At 68.1% G+C, this 19910-nt stretch carries 19 protein-coding genes; 5 read left to right on the plus strand and 14 right to left on the minus strand.

Going from position 1 to position 19910, the window contains the following annotated elements:
• Window positions 1-10: 10 nt before the first annotated feature.
• From M8009_RS08860 to M8009_RS08870, 3 genes are all read right to left on the minus strand, one after another.
• The gene (locus M8009_RS08860) at window positions 11-1321 is read right to left on the minus strand and encodes a TRAP transporter large permease (RefSeq protein ID WP_250060461.1); all 1311 of its coding nucleotides are present in this window, start codon (window positions 1319-1321) and stop codon (window positions 11-13) included.
• Complete coding sequence (locus M8009_RS08865) at window positions 1318-1830, minus strand: TRAP transporter small permease subunit (protein WP_250060462.1); 513 nt, start codon at window positions 1828-1830, stop codon at window positions 1318-1320. Before M8009_RS08865 ends, M8009_RS08860 begins: the two co-directional genes overlap by 4 nt.
• Window positions 1831-2000: 170 nt before the next feature.
• Window positions 2001-2960 carry a LysR family transcriptional regulator gene (locus M8009_RS08870; RefSeq protein WP_250060463.1) on the minus strand — a complete coding sequence of 320 codons (960 nt, stop codon included), beginning with the start codon at window positions 2958-2960 and terminating at the stop codon, window positions 2001-2003.
• A gap of 101 nt (window positions 2961-3061) precedes the next feature.
• Between M8009_RS08870 and M8009_RS08875 the strand changes: the two genes are divergently transcribed.
• Window positions 3062-3886, plus strand: coding sequence for a TraX family protein (locus M8009_RS08875; protein WP_250060464.1), 825 nt, complete (start codon window positions 3062-3064; stop codon window positions 3884-3886).
• 30 nt (window positions 3887-3916) lie between these two features.
• Here the strand turns inward: M8009_RS08875 and M8009_RS08880 are convergent, their stop codons facing one another.
• The 3 genes from M8009_RS08880 to M8009_RS08890 all read right to left on the minus strand — a co-directional run bounded on the left by M8009_RS08880 (window position 3917) and on the right by M8009_RS08890 (window position 6829).
• Complete coding sequence (locus M8009_RS08880) at window positions 3917-5119, minus strand: cation:proton antiporter (RefSeq protein ID WP_250060465.1); 1203 nt, start codon at window positions 5117-5119, stop codon at window positions 3917-3919.
• A gap of 67 nt (window positions 5120-5186) precedes the next feature.
• Complete coding sequence (locus M8009_RS19225) at window positions 5187-5540, minus strand: cytochrome b5 domain-containing protein (RefSeq protein WP_250060466.1); 354 nt, start codon at window positions 5538-5540, stop codon at window positions 5187-5189.
• Window positions 5537-6829 carry a ferredoxin reductase family protein gene (locus M8009_RS08890; RefSeq protein ID WP_250060467.1) on the minus strand — a complete coding sequence of 431 codons (1293 nt, stop codon included), beginning with the start codon at window positions 6827-6829 and terminating at the stop codon, window positions 5537-5539. The genes M8009_RS19225 and M8009_RS08890 overlap by 4 nt, the downstream gene beginning before the upstream one ends.
• A 244-nt stretch (window positions 6830-7073) precedes the next feature.
• Between M8009_RS08890 and M8009_RS08895 the strand changes: the two genes are divergently transcribed.
• Both M8009_RS08895 and M8009_RS08900 read left to right on the plus strand, forming a co-directional pair.
• The gene (locus M8009_RS08895) at window positions 7074-8513 is read left to right on the plus strand and encodes an ethylbenzene dehydrogenase-related protein (protein WP_250060468.1); all 1440 of its coding nucleotides are present in this window, start codon (window positions 7074-7076) and stop codon (window positions 8511-8513) included.
• On the plus strand, window positions 8510-9061 hold the full coding sequence (locus M8009_RS08900) for a DUF2231 domain-containing protein (RefSeq protein WP_250060469.1): 552 nt from the start codon (window positions 8510-8512) through the stop codon (window positions 9059-9061). Before M8009_RS08895 ends, M8009_RS08900 begins: the two co-directional genes overlap by 4 nt.
• Before the next feature lie 75 nt (window positions 9062-9136).
• Here the strand turns inward: M8009_RS08900 and M8009_RS08905 are convergent, their stop codons facing one another.
• Together M8009_RS08905 and purE are read right to left on the minus strand one after the other, a co-directional pair.
• Window positions 9137-10249 (minus strand): 5-(carboxyamino)imidazole ribonucleotide synthase, encoded by a 1113-nt coding sequence (locus tag M8009_RS08905; RefSeq protein WP_250060470.1) that lies wholly within the window; start codon window positions 10247-10249, stop codon window positions 9137-9139.
• Window positions 10250-10288: 39 nt separating this feature from the next.
• Window positions 10289-10798: a 5-(carboxyamino)imidazole ribonucleotide mutase gene (gene purE, locus M8009_RS08910; protein WP_250060471.1), complete on the minus strand. Its 510-nt coding sequence runs from the start codon at window positions 10796-10798 to the stop codon at window positions 10289-10291.
• Between the two features lie 236 nt (window positions 10799-11034).
• Here purE and M8009_RS08915 point away from each other — a divergent pair, with 236 nt between their 5' ends.
• Window positions 11035-11427 carry a hypothetical protein gene (locus M8009_RS08915; RefSeq protein WP_250060472.1) on the plus strand — a complete coding sequence of 131 codons (393 nt, stop codon included), beginning with the start codon at window positions 11035-11037 and terminating at the stop codon, window positions 11425-11427.
• 70 nt (window positions 11428-11497) lie between these two features.
• On the opposite strand, the gene M8009_RS08920 is transcribed toward M8009_RS08915, so the two are convergent.
• The 6 genes from M8009_RS08920 to M8009_RS08945 form a co-directional block, all read right to left on the minus strand.
• Window positions 11498-13507 carry a TRAP transporter permease gene (locus tag M8009_RS08920; RefSeq protein ID WP_250060473.1) on the minus strand — a complete coding sequence of 670 codons (2010 nt, stop codon included), beginning with the start codon at window positions 13505-13507 and terminating at the stop codon, window positions 11498-11500.
• Window positions 13508-13532: 25 nt separating this feature from the next.
• Window positions 13533-14060: a DUF1850 domain-containing protein gene (locus M8009_RS08925; protein WP_250060474.1), complete on the minus strand. Its 528-nt coding sequence runs from the start codon at window positions 14058-14060 to the stop codon at window positions 13533-13535.
• 4 nt (window positions 14061-14064) lie between these two features.
• Entirely contained in the window at window positions 14065-15024 is a 960-nt protein-coding gene (locus tag M8009_RS08930; protein ID WP_250060475.1) for a TAXI family TRAP transporter solute-binding subunit, read from the minus strand.
• Between the two features lie 164 nt (window positions 15025-15188).
• The gene (gene lhgO / locus M8009_RS08935; RefSeq protein ID WP_250060476.1) at window positions 15189-16385 is read right to left on the minus strand and encodes an L-2-hydroxyglutarate oxidase; all 1197 of its coding nucleotides are present in this window, start codon (window positions 16383-16385) and stop codon (window positions 15189-15191) included.
• 86 nt (window positions 16386-16471) lie between these two features.
• Window positions 16472-17452 carry a glutarate dioxygenase GlaH gene (gene glaH / locus M8009_RS08940; RefSeq protein ID WP_250060477.1) on the minus strand — a complete coding sequence of 327 codons (981 nt, stop codon included), beginning with the start codon at window positions 17450-17452 and terminating at the stop codon, window positions 16472-16474.
• A 151-nt stretch (window positions 17453-17603) separates the two neighbouring features.
• Window positions 17604-19043 carry an APC family permease gene (locus M8009_RS08945; RefSeq protein WP_250060478.1) on the minus strand — a complete coding sequence of 480 codons (1440 nt, stop codon included), beginning with the start codon at window positions 19041-19043 and terminating at the stop codon, window positions 17604-17606.
• Between the two features lie 413 nt (window positions 19044-19456).
• Here M8009_RS08945 and M8009_RS08950 point away from each other — a divergent pair, with 413 nt between their 5' ends.
• On the plus strand, window positions 19457-19735 hold the full coding sequence (locus tag M8009_RS08950) for an XRE family transcriptional regulator (protein ID WP_250060479.1): 279 nt from the start codon (window positions 19457-19459) through the stop codon (window positions 19733-19735).
• Window positions 19736-19910 lie beyond the last annotated feature (175 nt).

Below are 19910 nucleotides of genomic sequence, written 5' to 3' on the forward strand. Positions count from 1 at the left end.
CCCCGGTCGCTCAATAGCCGCGATAGAGCTGCGGCAGCCACAGCGCCAGCTGCGGGAAGACGGTGATCAGCGCCAGTCCCACCAGCATGATGCCCACGAAGGGCCAGACGCTGCGGTAGATGTCGCCCAGCGAGATCTCCGGCGGCGCCATGGCGCGCATCAGGAAGAGGTTGTAGCCGAAGGGTGGGGTCATGTAGGCGATCTGCACGGTGATGGTATAGAGCACCCCGTACCAGATCGGGTCGAAGCCCAGGCTGATCACCAGCGGCACGTAGAGCGGCGCGACGATCACCAGCATGGCGGTATCGTCGAGGAACATGCCGAGCAGGATGTAGGAGAGCTGCATCATCACGAGTATCTGCCAGGGGCTCATGCCGATGTGGTCGAGGAAGAGTCCCTCGATGGCGCGCACGGCCCCGAGCCCGTCGAACACCGCCCCGAAGCAGAGAGCGGCGAGGATGATCCACATGAACATGCAGCTGATGCCCAGCGTCTTGTGCAGCGTCGCTTCCATCACCTTGCCGGTGAGCCGCCGCTTGGCCAGCGCCGCCAGGGCGCCGACGGCCGAGCTCTCCACCAGGCTGGTCACGCCCATCAGGAACAGGCCGGTCATGAAGAAGAAGATCAGCAGCGGCAGGATACCGGCGCGCAGCAGGCGCAGCTTCTCGGCCAGGCTAAGGTTGCGCTCCTCGGCGGGCAGTGCCGGCCCCAGGTGGGGCTGGAAGTGGCAGCGCACGACGATGTAGAGCACGAAGAGCCCGGCCAGGATCAGCCCGGGGATGGCCCCCGCCAGCCACAGCTGGCTGACCGGCTGGCGGGCGATCATGCCGTAGAGCACCAGCACCACGCTGGGCGGCACCAGGATGCCCAGCGAGCTGCCCGCCTGAATCACCCCGGTGACCATGGTCTTGTCGTAGCCGCGGCGCAAAAGCTCCGGCAGGGCGATGGTCGCGCCGATGGCCATCCCCGCCACGCTCAGGCCGTTCATCGCCGAGATCACCACCATCAGGCCGATGGTGCCCACCGCCAGGCCCCCCTTCAGCGAGCCCATCCAGACGTGGAACATCTCGTAGAGCTCGCCGGCGATGCCCGATTCCGAGAGCATGTAGCCCATGAAGATGAACAGCGGCAGGGTCAGCAGCGGATACCAGTTCATCAGCTGGATCGCCGCCGTGAACGGCATCTCGATCCCGCCGTCGCCCCACAGCAGCAGCGCCGAGGCGGCCCCGACGAAGCCGATGACGCCGAACACCCGCTGCCCGGTGAGCAGCAGCAGCATCATGGTCGAGAACATCAGCGCGGCGATGGTCTGGTAGGTCATTCGATGACCTCCCCGCGGATCCGCGCGATGTCCTTGAAGAAGGTCGAGAGGCACTGCAGCAGCATCAGCAGGATGCCGAGGGTCATGATGATCTTGATCGGCGCCAGGGGCGGGGCCCAGGTGGTGTAGCTGGTCTCGCCGTAGCGCAGCGCATAGCCGGTGCTGGAGATGCCGCCGGCCAGCAGGGCCCCGAGGAAGACGAACAGCAGCAGCATGGTCAGAACATCGACCAGGGCCCGGGTGCGGTCGGACCAGCGCGAATAGAAGAGGTCCATGCGCACGTGGGAATCGAGCTGCATGGAGTAGGCCCCGCCCAGCAGGTAGTAGCTGGCCATCAGGAACTGGGAGACCTCGATGCCCCACACCAGCGGGCTGTTGAACAGGCTGCGCGAGATGGAGGCATAGAGCAGCAGGCCAATCATCACGAAGATCAGCAGCATCACCAGGCGCCCCACCCGACGGTTGAAGGCATCCACCCAGCGCACGTAACAGACGATGGCTCTCGGCATGGCGTTGTCATTGTTCCCGGGCCGACGATGCCTGGAGTCTTGGCAGGCCCGGGAGGAACCGCAAGCAGCATCGGCCTCGACAACGGCTGAACTATCGACAGAACCGATAGTGCATGCCACAGGGGCAACCGCGGGCACCCTGCCCCGTCGGGGGGCAGAGCCGCGGGGACTCAGGCGTCGAAGCGGATCCCCTCGGCCAGCCAGGGCAGCTCGCGGGTGATCTCGGCCAGGAAGTGGCGCTCGAGGAGCCGGCGGCTGTCGCTGGCCAGCAGGGCCGGCAGCGCGCCGAGTTCGTCGCGCCGCGCGACCAGGGTCAGCTGGCGGGCGAAGGGGCCGGTGGGCAGGGGCGCGACCCGCACCCGCAGCCCGGTCAGGCCCGCCTGATAGAGGCACAGCGGGGTGGTGATGGCCCAGCCGGCCCCGGCACTCACCAGGCTGAGCAGCGCGAAGGTGTTGTCCAGGTGCAGCCGTGCCGGCAGCTCCAGCTGGTTGAGGCGCAGGTGGCGCTCGATCGCCTGGCCGATCAGCGACTGGGGGGTGTAGCGCATGAAGTCGAGCTGGCGGGCCAGCCAGCGCAGGTTGTCCAGGGGGCCAGGCACCTCCGCGGGCACCACCAGCACGAAGGGCTCGCCGAGCACGGCGTGGCGCTCCAGGCCGTCGTAGTTCTCCAGCCGGTCGTCGGAGATGATGATGTCCACGTGCCGGGTGAGCAGCGCATGGCCGTGCATGTGCGAGAGCCCGGTGGTGAGGGTGTAGTCCCCGGTGTGGCGGCGGATCACCTCGATCAGCGGCTGGCCGACCGCGGTGGCCAGCGAGTCCACCAGCGCCATGCGCACCTGGTGCAGCTGTCCCGCCGTCCCCGAGAGCAGCTCGCGCCGGGTGGCCCGGGCCTCCTCGAGCATGCGCCGGGCCCGGTCGTGGAACAGCCGCCCGGCACTGGTGGGCTCCAGCGGCCGGCTGTGGCGCTTGAACAGGGCCACCCCCAGGGCATGCTCCAGGTTGGCCAGGCATTGCGACACCGAGGACTGCGTCAGCCCGAGGCGCCGGGCGGCGGCACTCTGGCTGCCCTGCTCCAGGGCCTCGACGAAGATCTCCATGCTGCGCAGGTCGAATCCGAATCCGTTTCGCATCCCGTGCTCTCCCGGCACCAAGCTGTCGCCGAATGGCGACCCGGAACTCCTGCCGGCGGCCCCGGTCAATCGGTCCGCATCGTCACGCCAGGGAGGTTCCGATGACCCCACAGGGAAATGCCACCGCCGATGCCATGGCCCCCGCCACGCCGGGCAGCGCCCGTCCCTCGTCCACCTGGACCGGCTGGGGACAATGGCTGGCGCTGGTGACCATGACCGTCGACCACCTGTCCCGCTACGTAGCGCCGGATGCCTGGGACCTGGGCTGGGCGGGCTCTTCCATCGGCCGCATCGCCTTCCCGCTGTTCGCCGCCATGGTCGCCTGGCACGGGCTCTTCAACACCCGCAACCCGCTGCGCTACGCCCGGCGCATCCTGGTGATCGGCCTGGTCGCCCAGTTGCCCTACATGCTGATGCCGCGCGCCTCCGATGCCCTGATCCTCAACATCTGCTTCACCCTCTCGCTGGGCCTGACGGGGGGCGTCTGGCTGCGCGCCCTGCCGGCACGCCTCGCCACCGGTACCCTCGGCCAGCCGAGGCTGGTCGCCGAGGCCGCCGTCGCGCTGGGCGTGTGGGGGCTCGCCGGCCTCTGGGTCGAGTACGGCCACCATGGCCTGCTGATGATCCCCCTCTACATGCTCGCCATGCAACACCTGCACGTGGCCGGCAGCGCGCTCGCCGAGCGCCTCAAGGCCACCGCCATGGCGCTGCCGGTGCTGGTCGTCGCCGGCCTGATGAACAGCTCCGACATGGCCAAGTCGTTCACCGTAGCAACCTGCCTGGCGGCGCTGCTGCTGGCTGCCGGCGCCCACCGCCTGGCCCCGGCGGTCCCCACGGCCATGCCGCGCCGGCTGTGGCTCGCCTGGTACCCGGGCCACTTCGCGGCGATGGCGCTGTGGCTATGGCTCGCCGGCCAGCTCGGCTGACGACCCCTGCCGGGCCACCCGAGGCGTCCGTCAGCGGAGCACCCGCCTGACCAGCAAAGGCCCGAGGATCTCGAAGACCACGGTCGAGGCCACCACCGCCGAGAGCAGCACCGGGCCGTGTTCGGGAAAGCGCTCGGCCGCGAGCAGCGCCATGCCCATCGCCACCCCGGCCTGGGGGGTCAGTGCCAGGCCGAGGTTCGCCGGCAGCTCGGCCTGGCGTTGCCGGGCGAGACGGACGCCAAGCAGGCCGCCCAGATAGCGCCCCGCCAGGCGCAGCAGGATGTAGGCCAGGGTCAGGCCCAGCGCCTCGTCCAGGTGGTAGAGGTCGACGCTGGCGCCCGAGAGCACGAAGAAGAACACCAGGAAGGGCCACTCGATATGCTCGATCTCGTTGAACGAGCGGGTGTGGTGGCGAGAGAGGTTGGCCACCAGGGTCCCGGCGAGCATGGCGGCCAGCAGCGACGAGACCCCCAGCCAGGCGGAGGTCCCGGCCAGCAGCAGGATCAGCGCCATGGCCTCGACCTGGGTCGGCTCCCCGGGGCGCAGCCGGCCGGTCAGCCAGGCGGCCGGCAGCCCGATCGCGGTGCCCAGCAGTATTGCCCCGCCCAGTTCCCAGGTCGCATGCAGCAGCGCCATGCCGCCATCGCCCGAGAGCCACCAGCCGAGCAGCGCCATGGCCAGGCCGAAGGCCAGGATGCCCCAGCCGTCGTCGATGGCGACGATCCCCAGCAGCAACCGGGCGCGCAGCCGGCTGTCGCCGCTCTCATGGACCGTCTCGCTGACCGCCGCCGGGTCGGTGGCCACGGAGATGGCGGCCAGCGACACCGCCACCGCCAGCGGGAATCCCAGCGCCAGCAGGCCGAGGCCCACGGACAGCACCCCGGCCAGGATCACCGACAGCGAGACGATCAGGATCAGCGGCCCGGTGCTGCGCAGCCGGTCCAGGGTCAGCTCGCCGCCGAGCAGGAAGGCCACCATCACCAGGGCCACCTGGATCAGCGGCTCGGCCAGGCCATCCAGCGGCCGGGCACCGGGCTGGTCCAGGCCCCACTGCTGGATGACCGCCACCCCGACGCCCACCAGCACCAGCAGCGAGATGCGCGGCAGGCGGGTGCGGCTGGCCACCACGTCGGCCAGGATGCTGGTGGAGAGGATCACCCCCAGCAGCATCAGGCTGGCCGCGGCCAGGCTCGGCTCGACGGGCAGCCAGGCGAGTGTGTCGGGAAGTGCCACCTTGTCGTTTCCTCATCGCTCGGGGGGAGGTCGGCGAGCGCCCAGCCTAGCATGGCGGCGCAACCGACTAGTCGACCAGCCGTCCGATCCGGAAGCGTTCCAGCATGCCCTCGGCGAAGCTGCTGTGGGGCCGGCCGGGGCGCTTGTTGTCCCAGGCCTCGCTGGCATCGCGGCCACACCACTCGAGCATCACCGCCGCGGGGGTCGGGTGGTCGGCGATGAAGCCGGTGACGTCATAGACCGTGCCATGGATGGCCTTCCAGCAGCTCTCGGCACTGTCGTGGCGGGCCAGTTCCTCGTGGGTGATGGCCTCGGGGTCGCCCGGGACTGCCGCGTCCGGCGAGGAGAGTGCATTGACGGCGACCAGCGTCAGCACGCTGGAGAGGAAGGCGACGAAGACGGTGTAGGCGACGGTGTTCACAGGAAATCGAGGACCTCGCTATGGATGCGTGAGCGTGGCACCCCCTGGCCGGCGAGCAGTCGCCTCAGGTGGGCGTTCATGGCCGGCGGGCCGCAGAGATGGATCTCCCGCTCGGAAAAGTCGGGACAGTGCTCGGCGAGGAAGGCCAGGTCCAGGGCGCCCCGCTCCAGGTAGTAGTGCGCCACCACCGCGAAGTCCGCCAGCCGCTCGGCGATCGACTCGAGCTCGTCCAGGTAGTAGGCCCGCTCCGGGCGGTTGGCCAGGTAGACCAGCAGCACCTGCCCGTCCACCACCCCCCGGGCCAGCAGGTCGCGGGCCCCGCCGACGAAAGGCGTGATACCGATGCCCCCGCCGAGCCAGAGCCGGTCGCGACCCGACGGATGGCGGCCGAAGAAGTCGCCATAGGGGCCCTCGACCTGCGCCATCGAGCCCGGCGTCACCGACTGCAGGGCGTGGCTGGCATCGCCCAGGTCCTTGATGCCGATGCGCAGGCACTCATCGGCCGGGGCCGAGGCGAGGGTATAGGGATGCTCCTCGCCGCGGCCGGCCGCCAGTGTCGCGTCCAGCGGGGCCAGGTAGACGAACTGCCCGGGCTCGTGGGCCAGCCGCCGCCCCTGCGGGGCGAGCACCAGCTCCACCACCCCGCGGGCCAGCGGCTCCACCGCCTCGATGCGATAGGCCAGCCGCGTCCGGCACGAGCCCAGCTTGCGCCAGGCGATGGCCGCCAGGCCGGCCAGCCCCAGCAGCCACCAGGGCCAGGCCTCCCCCGCCAGCGGCAGGGCATGGCCCAGGGCCAGCAGCAGGGCGGCGGCCGACACCAGGTGCAGACGCTTCCAGGCCTGGTAGTGGGGCCGGCCGAAGAAGCCGAAGGTGGGGGCGAGGAACAGCACCATCGCCAGCCAGGCCAGCCAGCCGAGCCAGATGGCGCCCCGGGAGACGGGCGGGAAGAGCACCTCCAGCGCCACCGGCAGCCCCAGCGGCACCGCCGCCAGCGCCAGCGCCAGGGCGTGGACCATCAGCAGCACGAAGGCGCCGAAGCCCAGCCAGTGGTGCAGCCGCCAGAGCCGGGCCAGCCCGCCGAAGGGACGATCCCAGCCCGGCACCCGGATGCTGGTCGTCGCCGCCAGCAGCAGCATGGCAAGCCCCAGGATCCCCGTGGTACGGCCAATCCAGGCCAGCCAGGCGCCGGCGTCATCGGCGGGCCAGCCTAGCCGCGGCAGGGCCGCCGCCAGCGGCAGCAGCACGGCCGCCGCCAGGGCGAGATCGCCCGCTCTCGGATGGCGTCGCATCCTCCCTCCCCTGCTCGAGTGATGTCCTCCCATTGTTGCCCTGGTCGTGCCGGGAGCAATGCAAAGCGTCACGAGTCGATGTTTCCTTGATCCCGATCACCCACGGGCCCGGTAACGCGACGGCCCGCCATCAGCGGATGTGGCGCCTTGTCGCACCGACTTGACCTGTGTCATGCCAAGAGGGCGATCAGGGTCCACACTGAAGGTCCGTTACAACACTTTACCCTCTGATCCAGGAGTTCACATGGCACGTCAAGACAAGGGCGCCAGCCCGTGGCTGGTCCTGGGGTTGCCCGTCGCGCTGGGCCTCGCCTGGGTCACCCAGGGCAGCGGGGTGATCGAGGATGACCCGGAGCGCAACATCTCGATCCCCGATGAGCTGACCATGCCGCTGCAGGTCCAGGCCGCCTACAACGATGAGCAGATCTTCTTCCGCTACCGCTGGCCCGCCGAGCAGGCCCATGTCTACCATGACATGCTGCGCTACACGGAGGGCGAGTGGGTCCGCCACGGCAGTTCCCGGCCGGGGCCCGACCCCGACGGCACCTACGAGGATCGGGTCGCCATGCTGGTGGACGACGGTGGGGTCCCCGACTTCGGCCGCTATGGCGGCTACATCACCGTGGGTGACCAGATGCGCTTCTTCAGCGATTCGGCGAGCCCGGCCGAGGTCTCGGAACACCCCCACCTCGGGAAGCAGCTGGGGCAAAGCGACGTCCGCAAGTACCTGCCCGCCACCCGCACCGACCAGAACGACTGGCGCAGCGTGGCGGATGCCGACGTCCTCGCCGCCCAGCGTGAGGCCGGCTATTTCCTCGACCTCTGGCACTGGCGGGCCGGGCGCTCCAACCCCATCGGCGCCTCGGATGACCAGTGGGTCGGTGAATTCCGCAACAGCGATGCCGGCACGGGGCCCTATACCACCAACTGGGATGGCGACACCAACCAGCCACGTTGGATGCTCGACCCCGAGAAGACGGGCCAGCGCGCCCTGCGCTGGGAGGACGTGACCTCCGGCGAGGTCGACTTCGACAGCATTTACTACCTGTCGGAAGACAATCGGACCGACTTCGATCCCGACCACGACTGGCAGGAGGGCGACGTGATCCCTCGCCGCCTGCTGCGCCAGCCCGAGGGGTCGCGGGGCAGCATCGCCGTCCACGGCCAGGGACGCTGGGAGGACGGCCACTGGGACGTGACCCTGGTGCGCGACCTGGACACCGGCAACCCGCTGGACGACAAGATTCTCGCCGAGCAGGGGATCTACGACATCGGCATCGCCGTCTACCGCAATGCCACCGGCAGCCGCTGGCACTATGTCTCGCACCCCTACTCGCTGGGGCTGGGACGTGAGGCCGATCTCCAGGCCGTCAGCTTCTCGGGCAGTTCGCCCGAGTGGAGCGAGGAGTGGTTCGACATGACCCTCTTCTACCCCGGCCAGGTGGACTGGCCGCTGCTGATCAGCCGCGCCCATGCCGGTGCGGAGGACATCGCCGAGGGCACCCCGGTGCACGCGCGCCACAGCGAGAAGCAGCTGGCGCTTTACGGGGTGGAGATGGAGTTCAACGACGCCATCACCTGGCGGTGGTGGATGACCCTGTTGGCCGGGCTGATCGCCATGCTCGGGGTGACCCTTGCCCTGCTCCCCGGCTTCCGTTCGACCCGTGAAGGAGACCGCTCATGACCGGCATGCACCATATGCTCGTCCACTTCCCGCTGGGCTTCTGGGCACTCGCCACCCTGATGATCCTGGTCGGCGCCCTGCTGCCCGGCCGGATGGCCGACCTCAGTCGCGCCGCCCTGCTGCCGGTGCTGGTACTTAGCCTGCTGGGCGCCCTGGCCGCCATCGTCACGGGATTCCTGATCTGGCCGCTGGAGGCCAGCACCCACAGCCCCCTGGCGCGCAATCACATCCTGATGGCGTTCTGGTCGCTGGGCATCTTCTCCATGCTGACCATGCTGGTCTGGCGCGCGGGCAGCGCGGCCTTCGACGGGGCACGGCGCTGGGTGCTGGTGCTTCTGGCGCTGATCGGCGGGCTGTTCTTCGCCGCCGCCGGCACCCTCGGTGGCCACCTGGTCGGCGCCCCGACGCTGTTCTCCGAGATGCTCGGGCTGATGGGATGGGAGGTCTATACCACCTTCTATAGCCCCTACTGGGTCAGCGCCGTGATGGTGCTCATCGGGATCGCCAGTGCACTCCTGGGCCTCAGGCGCCGTCGCTCGGCTGCTTGAGACCTCACCCGCCACCCACAACTCGAAGGCCCCGCATAAGCGGGGCCTTCGTCATGGGCGGCGGGCGAACCCGGCCTACTCGAAGCTGAAGCGCGGCGCCGGGGCATCCGGCAGCAGGGCCGCACAGGCGCGCGCCCGCTCCAGCAGTTCGGCGTGGGTGGGCGCCAGCAGGTTGATATGCGCCAGCTTGCGGCCGGCTCGCTCGCTCTTGTCGTAGCGGTGCAGGTGGGCATCCGGCAGGGCCAGGATCGCGGACGGCTCACCCTCACGGCCGATCACGTTGACCATGCAGGTCGGCATGCGTGCCGAGGTATCGCCCAGCGGCAGCCCCTGGATGGCACGCAGGTGGTTCTCGAACTGGCTGGTCACCGCGCCGTCGATGGACCAGTGGCCGGAGTTGTGCACCCGGGGCGCCATCTCGTTGGCCAGCAGGCTGCCGTCGGCGCACTGGAACAGCTCCAGGGTCAGCACCCCCACGTAGTCGAGCTCGTCGAGCAGGGCACGAATGTAGCCGTCGGCGACCTGCTCGACCCCCTCGTCCAGGTCCGGCAGGGGCGCGATGGAGTAGCGCAGGATGCCGTCCTCGTGCTGGTTCTCCGCCATGGGGTAAAAGGCCACCTCGCCGTCACGACCACGCACGGCGATGATCGACACCTCGCGCACGAAGTCGACGAAGGCCTCCACCACCAGCCGCGGGTGGTTGATCGCGCGCCACGCCTCATGGGCCTCGGCCGGGTCCTTGAGCACCGCCTGGCCCTTGCCGTCGTAACCCTCGGTGACCGACTTGGCCACCACCGGGCAGCCCAGCTCGCGGGCCGCGGCCTCCAGCTCGTCGGCGTGCTCCACCAGGCGGTAGGCCGGCGTCGGGATGCCCAGGCGGTCGAACAGCGCCTTCTCCTCGGCGCGGTTCTGGCAGACGCGAATCGCCTCGCTGGAGGGGTAGACCGGCCTGACCTCCTCGATCGCCTGGACCAGCGAGACCGGCAGATGCTCGAACTCGTAGGTGACCAGGTCGACCTTCTCCAGGAAGGCCTCGAGGTGCTTCCGGTCGGTGTCGATCATCACGTCCCCGATGCCGGCACTGGGGTGCCCGGTGGTGTCGAGGAAGGTGAAGCGGTTGGCCAGCGGGTAGCCGGCGAGCGCCAGCATGCGGCCGAGCTGGCCAGCTCCGAGGACGCCGATATTCATGGTGGGCTCCTTCATTCGTCTCTCTATCAGGGCTGGCTATCAGGGCTGGGGACGCGGGTCGGGATTGTCGAGCACGGTGCGGGTCTGCTCGGCACGGAAGGCCTCCACGGCCGCGCTCACTGCCTCGTCCTGCAGGCCGACGATCTGCGCGGCCAGTAGGCCCGCATTGGTGGCGCCGGCCTTGCCGATGGCCAGCGTCCCCACGGCGACGCCACCGGGCATCTGCACGATGGAGAGCAGCGAATCCAGGCCCTTCAGCGCCTTGGATTCCACCGGCACACCAAGCACCGGAAGTGACGTCTGGGAGGCCACCATGCCCGGCAGATGGGCCGCTCCGCCGGCCCCGGCGATGATCACCGAGAGGCCCCGCTCGGCGGCGCCCTTGGCGTAGTCGAACAGCAGGTCCGGCGTGCGATGGGCAGAGACTACCCGGGTCTCGCAGGACACACCCAGGCGCTCGAGCATCGCCACGGCATGCTCCATCACCGGCCAGTCGGACTTCGACCCCATGATCACGCCGACCTTCGGCGCCTGTGTATCGGACTGCATGGCCTACTCCTCGGCGACTGCCTCAGTACGGTAGAGAGTGCGAAAAGGGAAGCCGAACATTCTAGCGTTGCGGGCCTGCACCGTCACCTTGACCACTCGGACAGCAGCTTTTACCCTTCCCTGCCGTCGCCACAAGCAGACACCAGTTTGCATGCTGGATGCGACTTTGGTTGCTAAGGTCATGGTGAGGAGGCACCAAGGACAAGCCCTCCTGGACACCCTCAAGGAGAATGACCATGAAGCGTGCACTGATTTTCACCACGGCACTGGCCGGCTCGCTGCTGCTTGCCGGTTGCGACAGCGACAACGACGGCGAGGCGACTGGAGAGGCCGCCCCGCAGGAAGAACAGGTCGAGCAGGAGGCCCAGCAGGCCAGCGAGCCGGCAGAAGAGACTGCCGATCCGGCGGCTGACGACGCCACCGAGACGATGGAGGCCGCCGAGGCCGAGGCGGAAGAGGCGGCCGACGCCGCCGCCGAGACCATGGAGGCCGCCGAGGCCGAGGTGGAAGAAGCGGCCGACGACGCCGCCGAGACCATGGAGGATGCCGAAGCCGAGGTAGAGGCCGATGTCGAGGCGGAGGCCGAGGCCGACACCGACACCGACGCAGAGGCAGAGACTTCCCAGTAAGCCGTCAGGCCGAGACGCACAGGGCCCGCCCGGCATTCCCGGGCGGGCCCTGTGCGTCTGGCCGGGTCCCTCAGCCGGCCGGCACCCCTGCCTCGCGTCGGCTGGCCAGCCAGTTGCCGGCAAGCCCCAGCACCATCACCGCCACCCCGGCCACTTCCACCATCAGGTTCGGGTAGAAGGCCGCGGCAATCGCCGGCAGCAGCACCACGCGCAGCGGCCAGGACATCCAGGTGAACAGGAACCCCTCCAGGGCCGCGGCGAAGGCCCCCAGGGCCAAGAAGCCGATGAACGCGGTCCACACCAGCACCGGCAGCGACCCGCCCATGATGATCTCCGGGTTGTAGACCATGAACAGCGGGATCAGGTAGAGCCCCTTGGCGAACTTCCAGGCCTGGAAGCCGGTGTCCATGGGTTTGGCCCCGGCGATCGCCGCGCCGGCGAAACCGGCCAGCGCGATGGGCGGCGTGACGTTGGAGTCCTGGGAGTACCAGAACACCACCAGGTGGGCGATCAGCAGCGGCACGCCGAACTCGGCGGTCAGCGCCGGCCCCACCAGCACGATCAGCACGATGTAGCTGGCGGTGACCGGCAGGCCCATGCCCAGCACCAGGCTGGCCAGCAGCACCATCACCAGCGCCAGCAGCAGGTTGCCGCCGGAGAAGGCCATCATCATGGAAGAGAACTTCAGCCCCAGCCCGGTCAGGCCCACCACGCCGACGATGATGCCGGCCACGGCACAGGCCATGGAGACGGCCACGGCATTGCGCGCACCCAGCTCGAGGCCGCCGACCAGCTTGATCAGCCCGGCCTTGACCGCCTCGCGCAGGGTCTCCCCGGTCACTTTCTGCCCTTCGCGCGGCGCGATGAACAGGAACCACACCGCGAAGCGCAGCACCGCCACGGCCAGGATGGTAAGGATGGCGTAGTAGCCTACCCGCATCGGCGACATGTTCATCACCAGCAGCCAGATCAGCACCGCCAATGGCAGCAGGAAGTGCCAACCGGCCCCCATCACGTCGCGCATCTGGGGCAGCTCGCTTTTTGCGAGGCCCTGCATGCCCTGCTTGAGGGCGATGATGTGCACGAGGAGGTAGACGGTGGCGAAGTACATGATCGCCGGCAGGATGCTCACCTTGACCACCTCGAGGTAGGGCATCCGGGTGTACTCGGCGATCAGGAAGGCCCCCGCCCCCATCAGCGGCGGCATGATCTGACCACCGGTGGACGCCGCCGCCTCGATGCCGCCGGCCTGGTGGGGCTTGTAGCCCAGGCGCTTCATCAGCGGGATGGTGAAGGCGCCGGTGGTCACCACATTGGCAATGGCGCTGCCGGAGATCGAGCCCATGCCGGCAGAGGCGATCACCGCCGCCTTGGCCGGCCCCCCGCGCTGGCGGCCGGTGGCGGCATAGGCCAGGTCAATGAAGAACTTGCCGGCGCCGGTGATCTCCAGGAAGGCCCCGAACAGCACGAAGATGAAGATATAGGTGGCCGCCACCCCCATGGGCAGGCCGAAGATGCCCTCCTGGCCCAGGTAGAGCTGGCCCACCAGGCGGTCGAGGTTGTAGCCACGGTGTTCGAGGATGCCCGGCAGGAACTGGCCGAGCCACGGCAGCTCGCCGCGCGGGCCGGCGAAGGCGTAGAGGATGGCGACCACACCGATCAGGGTCATGCCCAGGCCCACCGCCCGGCGTGCCGCCTCCAGCACGGTGACGGTGGCGATACAGCCGACCACGATGTCGGTCTGGCTCCAGAAGCCGGCGCGGTTGATGATCTCGTCGAGGAACAGCACCAGGTAGCCGCCGGTGACCAGTGCCCCGAGGAGAAAGAGCGTATCGAACAGCCCGGTGACGGGGCCGCGATCATGCTTGGCCCCCGGCAAGGGGAACATCAGGAAGGCCAGCATCATGATCAGCATCAGGTGGATGCTGCGCTGGTAGAAGAGGCCCAGCGGCTGGATGCCGGCCGAATAGAGCTGGAACAGTGAGAGTCCCACCGCCACCAGGGTGATCAGCCACAGCACCGGACGGGAATGGTTCGCCTGGCTACCGGGAATGATGGGGGAGTTACCCGAATCGCTCATCGTGGTGTTCTCGCAGGGTTGTCGTTCAGTCGGAGGCCGCGGGCAGGGCCAGACGGATCGTCACCCGCCGGTTCTCGGCCAGGCGACTCAGGCTGATGCGCTCGCCGTCCACCACCAGGCGGTGGTCGACGCGCATGGCACCCACCCGCAGCCGGTAGGCGTTGCCGGGTACCGGCTCGTCGATCGCCTCGATCCAGTAGCCGCCCTCGCCGTCGGAGACCTGGCGACCGCGCCCGGGGATATGGTCGAGCCCCGCGGCGAAATCGGGCAGGTGGCTGCGCACCAGGACCATGCGGCCTTGCCGATGGCGATAGCAGTCCAGCACCGGGAACCCCTCGACCGAGTGGTTCCACTCCAGGCACCAGCCCTCCCCCTCGGGCATCGGCAGGTTCACCAGGGTCTCGCCGTCGCTGTCCAGCACCTCGAGCCGGGCAACGTCGGCCGGGCTCCCGGTCACCGGTGCGCCGGCCGCCGAAGCGCCGGTCGCAAGGCCCACACACAGCAGCAGGGCGGGCAGCCAGGCCCGCCCTGCTTTCAGGCGCCAGTCACGCATCGCCTCAGGGGCGCTGGTGGTCCTGGATCTCGGCGCCCACCTCCTCGTAGTAACGCAGCGCACCCGGATGGAAGGCAATCGGGGTCGACTCCACGCTGAACTCCACGGTGGTGTCATTGGCCGCCGGGTGGATGGCGATCAGCTCGTCGGTCTGCTCGAAGAGCACCTTGGTGATCTGGTAGGCCACTTCCTCATCCATCTCGCTGCTCACCGCCAGCACGTTGGGGATGCCGATGCTCTGCACCGCCTCGTCCATGCCCTCGTAGAGGCCGGCCTTCAGCTTGTAGGCGGCGAAGACGGGCTCGGCTTCCCGGGCCTTGTCGATCTCCTCCTGGGTCAGGCCGACCAGGCGGATGTCACGGGTGGTGGCCAGGTTCATGATCGAGCTGGTGGGCGGGCCCACGCTCCAGAAGCCGGCGTCGATGTCGCCATCGCGGATGGCGTCGGCGGTCTCGTTGAAGTTCAGGCGCCGCGGGTCGAAGTCGTCATAGCTGATGCCGTTGGCCTCGAGCAGTGCCTGGGCATTGACCTCGGTACCGCTGCCCGGCGCGCCCACGGAGACCGTCTTGCCCTCGAGGTCGGAGAGCGACTCGATGCCGGAATCGGCCAGGGTGACGATCTGCACGGCATTGGGGTAGATCGAGGCCAGCGCGCGGATGTTCTCCAGCTGGCGCCCCTCGAAGTCGCCGGTGCCGTTGTAGGCCTGGTAGACGGTGTCGGCCAGGGCCAGGGCGAGGTCGGAGTCCCCGCGCCACACCAGTCCCATGTTCTCCACCGAGGCACCGGTGACCTCGGCCACGGCCTCGTAGCCCTCGATGTGGTTGCCGATCAGCTCGGCCAGGCCACCCCCGTAGGGATAGTAGGTACCGCCGGTACCCCCGGTGGCGATGGAGAGCTGCTGGGCGGCAGCCAGGGGGGCCGTGGCCATCAGCGTGGCGGCGGCGGCGTACTTGAGAAATCGCATGGCAATCCTCCGGTCCTGGAACCAGGTTTGTTGTGAAGTGTCCCGGCGCCGGCATCTCATGGCGCCTCGCCTCACGCTAGCACGGCCGCTGCGTGAGAACCCAATGTCACTATTTCTACGTTTCTCAGGATTTTCGGCAATTCATCCAAAGTCGAACCCTGTCCTCACGCCTCGACCAGCGCCTTCACCTTGTCGACGATATGGGCGCCGATGGGGATCGCCGAGGTGGCCGCCGGCGAGGGCGCATTACCCACGTTGACGGTGCGCGGCGTGTTGACGAACAGGAAGTCGTCCACCAGCTTGCCGTCGCGGGAGACCGCCTGGGCCCGCACCCCGGCCGGATAGGGCCCGAGGTCCTCCAGGCCAAGGCTCGGGCAGTACTTGCGCACCAGCTCGAGATACCCCCGCTTGTGCAGCGAGTTCTTCATCTCCGTGAGGCCCGGGCGCAGGTTGCGGCCCAGCACCTTGAGGATGCCGGGGTTGGTGAACATCTGCGCCAGGTCCCGCGGCGAGACGTCGCGCCGACGATAGCCCTCGCGCTTGAAGGCCAGCACCGCATTGGGGCCCACGGTGACCGAGCCGTCGATCATCCGCGTCAGGTGCACGCCCAGGAAGGGCATGGAGGGATCCGGGATCGGGTAGATCAGGTGGTTGACGATGTCGTTGTGCTTCTCCGGCAACCGGTAGTACTCGCCGCGGAAGGGGCAGATGGTGAACCCCGGGTCCTGGCCGAGCATGCGCACTACCCGGTCGGCCATCAGTCCCGAGCAGGTCACGAGATAGCGCCCGGTGACCTCGCCGGTCGTGGTGGAGACCACCACTTCCTGGCGTCGCTCCTCCAGGGCGGTCACCTCCGCGCCGTAGCGGATCTCGCCGCCCATCCGCTCGAACTCGGCGGCCATGGCCCGGGTCACCGCGGCGTAGTCGACGATGCCGCTGGAGGGCACGAAGATGCCACCGACCCCGGTGATGTTGGGCTCGCGCTCGGCGAGCGCCTCGGGGCCGAGCCACTCACGCTCCAGGCCGTTGGCCTCGGTGCGTTCCCAGAGCGCCTTCATGCGCTGCATCTCCAGGTCGTTGGTGGCGACCAGCAGCTTGCCGCAGCTTTCGTAGGGGATGTCGTGGGCGTCGCAGAAGGCCTTGGTGGCCCGGTTGCCCTCCAGGCAGAAGCGCGCCTTGAGGCTGCCCGGCGTGTAGTAGACGCCGGCGTGGATCACGCCGCTGTTGTGGCCGGTCTGGTGGCGCGCCGCCTCGCGCTCCTTCTCCACCACCAGCATGCGGCGATCCGGATAGGCCTGCTTGAGCTGCATGGCGGTGGACATGCCCAGGATGCCGCCACCGATGATGATGAAATCGTACATGCCGTCCTCGCTCCTCCAATGAGACGGCCACGCCGTGGTCACGGCGTGGCCTCGTCAGTCTAACCCGTCGCTCGGGTCAAGGCGTCTCACACCTGGCGCGGGTTGCGCAGGGTCTTGGCATGGGTGAAGTAGCCGCGCTGGCGCATCAGCTCGCGACGCAGGTCGGGATGGGGCTTGAAGCGGTCGCGGCCGTGCAGCCAGAAGTGGTTGTTGATCAGCAGGAAGCTGCCCACCGGGTTGGGCACCGAGAGGATCGCCGGGCTGTTCTCGAGCGACTCGGAGAGGTCGGTCAGCCAGTTGCCCTCCTCGAAGTCCTTCGGCTGCACGAACTGGTCGATGTAGGACATGATCGGAAGACCGCTGGCGTCCACGTCGAACACCGCATGATAGATGTCCTTCGCGACGTTCTTGCTGGGCGGCGCGGTCCAGCGCATCTTCCGGCGCGCCAGCGGATGGTGGTAGAAGCGCTCCAGCCCCTCCCAGTCGTCCAGGTGCAGCAGCAGCGAGTTGCCGCCCTCCATGTGCTGCTCGTCGATCTTCATCATCAGCACGTAGTCGGTGTCCTGCTCGACGAAGGTGCCGTCGTTGTGCAGCTCCATCACCCGGTGCGGCTGGCGCAGGTAGCTGTCGGACTCGTCGACGTTCCTGACCACGAAGCGGGCATAGTACTGGCCGCTCATGGCGTCGTAGTTGGAGCGCCCCATCAGGTGCGCCACGGCGGTGGCGAACTTGACCATCTCGTCGGCCTGCTCTACGGCGTCGAGCCCTTCCGGGGTGACCTGGAAGCCGCCGGTGGCACGATCCACCAGGGCGTTGACCAGCACCGGCTGCAGGGTGTTGTCGCACAGGTCGTCGAGGATCCTCGCCACCCGGAAGCGCAGCATGGACTTGTACTCCAGGGCCTGCACCGGCCACTCGGCGACGGCCTCGAGGAAGGCCTCGACCACCTCGCGGCTGACGGTGAGCTGCAGCAGGCGCGGCGACTGGGCGGAGGGCGCCAGCGTGAAGCCGCGGATATCGGCGGGCAGGGGCATGGCGGTCTCGGGAAGCTGGGTCAGTACGGTCATGTCAGGGGCTCCATGGCGTTACGTGGACACAATCTAAAAATATCTATATTTTTACGTTTTGTCAAAAATAAAGGATGGCCATCGGCCATCCTTTACGCTCTGCCTCGACGGCCGCCCGGGAGATCCCGGCGCGGCCACCTGAGGGTCGGGGTCAGCGACCGGGGTAGGGATCCCCTCCGGCAAGCTCGCGCTTCATCATGCTATCGCTGTAGGCCACGCCATAACGGTTACGCGACCAGGCGTAGAGGGCCAGGCCGATCACCATCCAGCCGGCGAACATGAACCACTCGATGGTGGAGAGCGCCGAGGGGCTGCCCGGCAGGTACATGCCGATCAGCATCACCGACAGGATCACCGACAGGACCCCTACGGTCTTGCCACGGCGGACCCGGAAGGGCCGCGCCATCTCCGGCTCGCGCCGGCGCAGCACCACGAAGGAGAGCGCCACGAAGAGGTAGGCAATGACGATGCCCAGGCCACCGGCCACCACCAGCCAGACCAGCGCCTGGCGGCCGAAGAAGGGTGCGATGGAGGAGAGCGCCCCCATCACCAGGATGGCGTTGGTCGGGGTGCGGTGCGTGGGGTGCAGCTTGGCCAGGAAGGCCGGCAGCATGCCCGAGTGTGCCAGGGCGTAGATGGCCCGTGAGCCGCCGATATAGAAGGCGTTCCAGCTGGTGATGATGCCCGCGATACCGGCCAGGATCATCAGGTTGCCGGCCCAGGGCGCCTGGAAAGCCGCCTGCATGGCATCCGGCACCGCCAGCGAGCTGGCCCCCAGCGCCTCGGGATCGAGCATCAGCGCGGTCCCCAGGATGATGAAGGCGTACCAGAACACCGCCAGGATCACCGAGATCATCAGCACCCGGCCGATCTCGCGGAACGGCAGGTTGATCTCCTCGGCGGCCTGGGGGATGACGTCGAAGCCGACGAACATGAAGGGCACCATGATGATCACCATCATGATGCCGCCCATCACGCCCTCCTCGACGCTGAACAGCGGCTGCATGGTCTCGGTGCTGCCCTGGAAGAGGGCGCCGGTGATGAACAGGATGCCGACCGCCAGGATCAGCAGGGTCACCACCTTCTGGACCAGGGCAGCGGTGCGCACGCCGATGTAGTTGATCCACATCATCAGCACCGACCCGGCCACGCCGACGGCGACCCAGGTGGCCTTCACGTCCCAGCCGGCGATGTTCCACATCTGGCCCACGGCATAGTTCGGGAAGAGGTGCTCCACCACGGTGGGCAGCGCCACGGCCTCGAAGGCCACCACGCTCACGTAGCCCAGGGTGATGGCCCAGGTGCAGAGGAAGGAGGCGAAGTGCCCCATGGCCCGGTAGCTATACACGTGCTCGCCCCCGACCTGGGGCATCGCCGAGGCCAGCTCGGCATAGGTCAGGCCCACCAGCACGATGATCAGCCCGCCGATCAGGAAGGCGGTGATCGCCCCCAGGCTGCCGGCCGACTGGATCCAGCTGCCGGTCAGCACGATCCAGCCCCAGCCGACCATGGCACCAAAGGCCAGGGCCAGCACGTCCTTGCGGGCAAGGACTCGCGTCAGGTGCGTCTCCGTGGACGTCTCGTTGTTCATGTCAGCCTCTTCGTCGGTTGTCGATTTTCGATTGTGATGATGTAAGATTTTTTCACGAAACATCGACAAAAATAGTAAACGAAAGGCCAACGTTCAAGGAATATTGAACACCCGGCACCTAGACATTTGTCGCAGCCGGCCCATGGCGGTCGCAGAATCCCCCGCGAGGCGGGACGAGGCCCTCCCTCGCGACGCCCAAAATATAAGGATATGCGCATCCAGAGGCTACCGCCGGCGCCATATGCCGACCTCGGCAGGGCCACCCGGAACAGTTCGATATTCTGCACACCCTGCCCGGGACGGCGACCCCGCGACGGGGCCTCATCTCACACCAAAGAATCACCGAATCGATACTGGCAAAATCGTCGAATAGCCCCCATAGTGTGGCTGTCGAAACCGCCCACTGGAGCATCATGAGCACGGCACGTCACACCGCCCACGCGGAACTCACCGACCCCCCGCGAAGCTGCCCTGACCTCGATGTCAGGGACCTGGAAAAACGTACACGCCTCATGCGCATCATCACGCGGCTGATCGCCGTATCGGACCTCGGCAGCCGAGAGATCGCCCGCCGCGCCGGTCTGCCGATGCAGAAGATCAGCGACCTCCTCTCGGGGAAGCTGGAGCATCTCTCCGTCGACGAGCTCCGCCTCGTCTATCGCACCATCGACCCGAGCGGCTCACCGCCCTGATCGCCCCCTCCCGCGGGAGGCCGACACGATGACGAACAGCGAACGCTCCGCCTCATGGCGGGGCGTTTTTTTGTTGCCTGCCAGGAGCCCCGAAACCCCTTTCTCCTCAATGGCTTGACTGAACATTATGCGAGGATTAAGAGCTTGCTAACAATCTCTTGATCGACATCAAGCG

Origin of the sequence: Halomonas gemina, from assembly GCF_023554995.1 — a bacterium.
Classification (GTDB): domain Bacteria; phylum Pseudomonadota; class Gammaproteobacteria; order Pseudomonadales; family Halomonadaceae; genus Halomonas; species Halomonas gemina.

Excerpts from the sequence above, each read along its gene's own strand:
- M8009_RS08860 (WP_250060461.1), bottom strand. The coding sequence starts at position 1,321 with ATGACCTACCAGACCATCGCCGCGCTGATGTTCTCGACCATGATGCTG.
- M8009_RS08890 (WP_250060467.1), bottom strand. The coding sequence starts at position 6,829 with ATGCGACGCCATCCGAGAGCGGGCGATCTCGCCCTGGCGGCGGCCGTG.
- M8009_RS08925 (WP_250060474.1), bottom strand. The coding sequence starts at position 14,060 with ATGCGTGACTGGCGCCTGAAAGCAGGGCGGGCCTGGCTGCCCGCCCTG.
- M8009_RS08895 (WP_250060468.1), top strand. The coding sequence starts at position 7,074 with ATGGCACGTCAAGACAAGGGCGCCAGCCCGTGGCTGGTCCTGGGGTTG.
- M8009_RS08875 (WP_250060464.1), top strand. The coding sequence starts at position 3,062 with ATGACCCCACAGGGAAATGCCACCGCCGATGCCATGGCCCCCGCCACG.
- M8009_RS08920 (WP_250060473.1), bottom strand. The coding sequence starts at position 13,507 with ATGAGCGATTCGGGTAACTCCCCCATCATTCCCGGTAGCCAGGCGAAC.
- M8009_RS08950 (WP_250060479.1), top strand. The coding sequence starts at position 19,457 with ATGAGCACGGCACGTCACACCGCCCACGCGGAACTCACCGACCCCCCG.
- M8009_RS08870 (WP_250060463.1), bottom strand. The coding sequence starts at position 2,960 with ATGCGAAACGGATTCGGATTCGACCTGCGCAGCATGGAGATCTTCGTC.
- M8009_RS08945 (WP_250060478.1), bottom strand. The coding sequence starts at position 19,043 with ATGAACAACGAGACGTCCACGGAGACGCACCTGACGCGAGTCCTTGCC.
- M8009_RS08865 (WP_250060462.1), bottom strand. The coding sequence starts at position 1,830 with ATGCCGAGAGCCATCGTCTGTTACGTGCGCTGGGTGGATGCCTTCAAC.
- M8009_RS08930 (WP_250060475.1), bottom strand. The coding sequence starts at position 15,024 with ATGCGATTTCTCAAGTACGCCGCCGCCGCCACGCTGATGGCCACGGCC.
- M8009_RS08900 (WP_250060469.1), top strand. The coding sequence starts at position 8,510 with ATGACCGGCATGCACCATATGCTCGTCCACTTCCCGCTGGGCTTCTGG.
- lhgO (WP_250060476.1), bottom strand. The coding sequence starts at position 16,385 with ATGTACGATTTCATCATCATCGGTGGCGGCATCCTGGGCATGTCCACC.
- M8009_RS08905 (WP_250060470.1), bottom strand. The coding sequence starts at position 10,249 with ATGAATATCGGCGTCCTCGGAGCTGGCCAGCTCGGCCGCATGCTGGCG.
- M8009_RS08915 (WP_250060472.1), top strand. The coding sequence starts at position 11,035 with ATGAAGCGTGCACTGATTTTCACCACGGCACTGGCCGGCTCGCTGCTG.
- glaH (WP_250060477.1), bottom strand. The coding sequence starts at position 17,452 with ATGACCGTACTGACCCAGCTTCCCGAGACCGCCATGCCCCTGCCCGCC.
- purE (WP_250060471.1), bottom strand. The coding sequence starts at position 10,798 with ATGCAGTCCGATACACAGGCGCCGAAGGTCGGCGTGATCATGGGGTCG.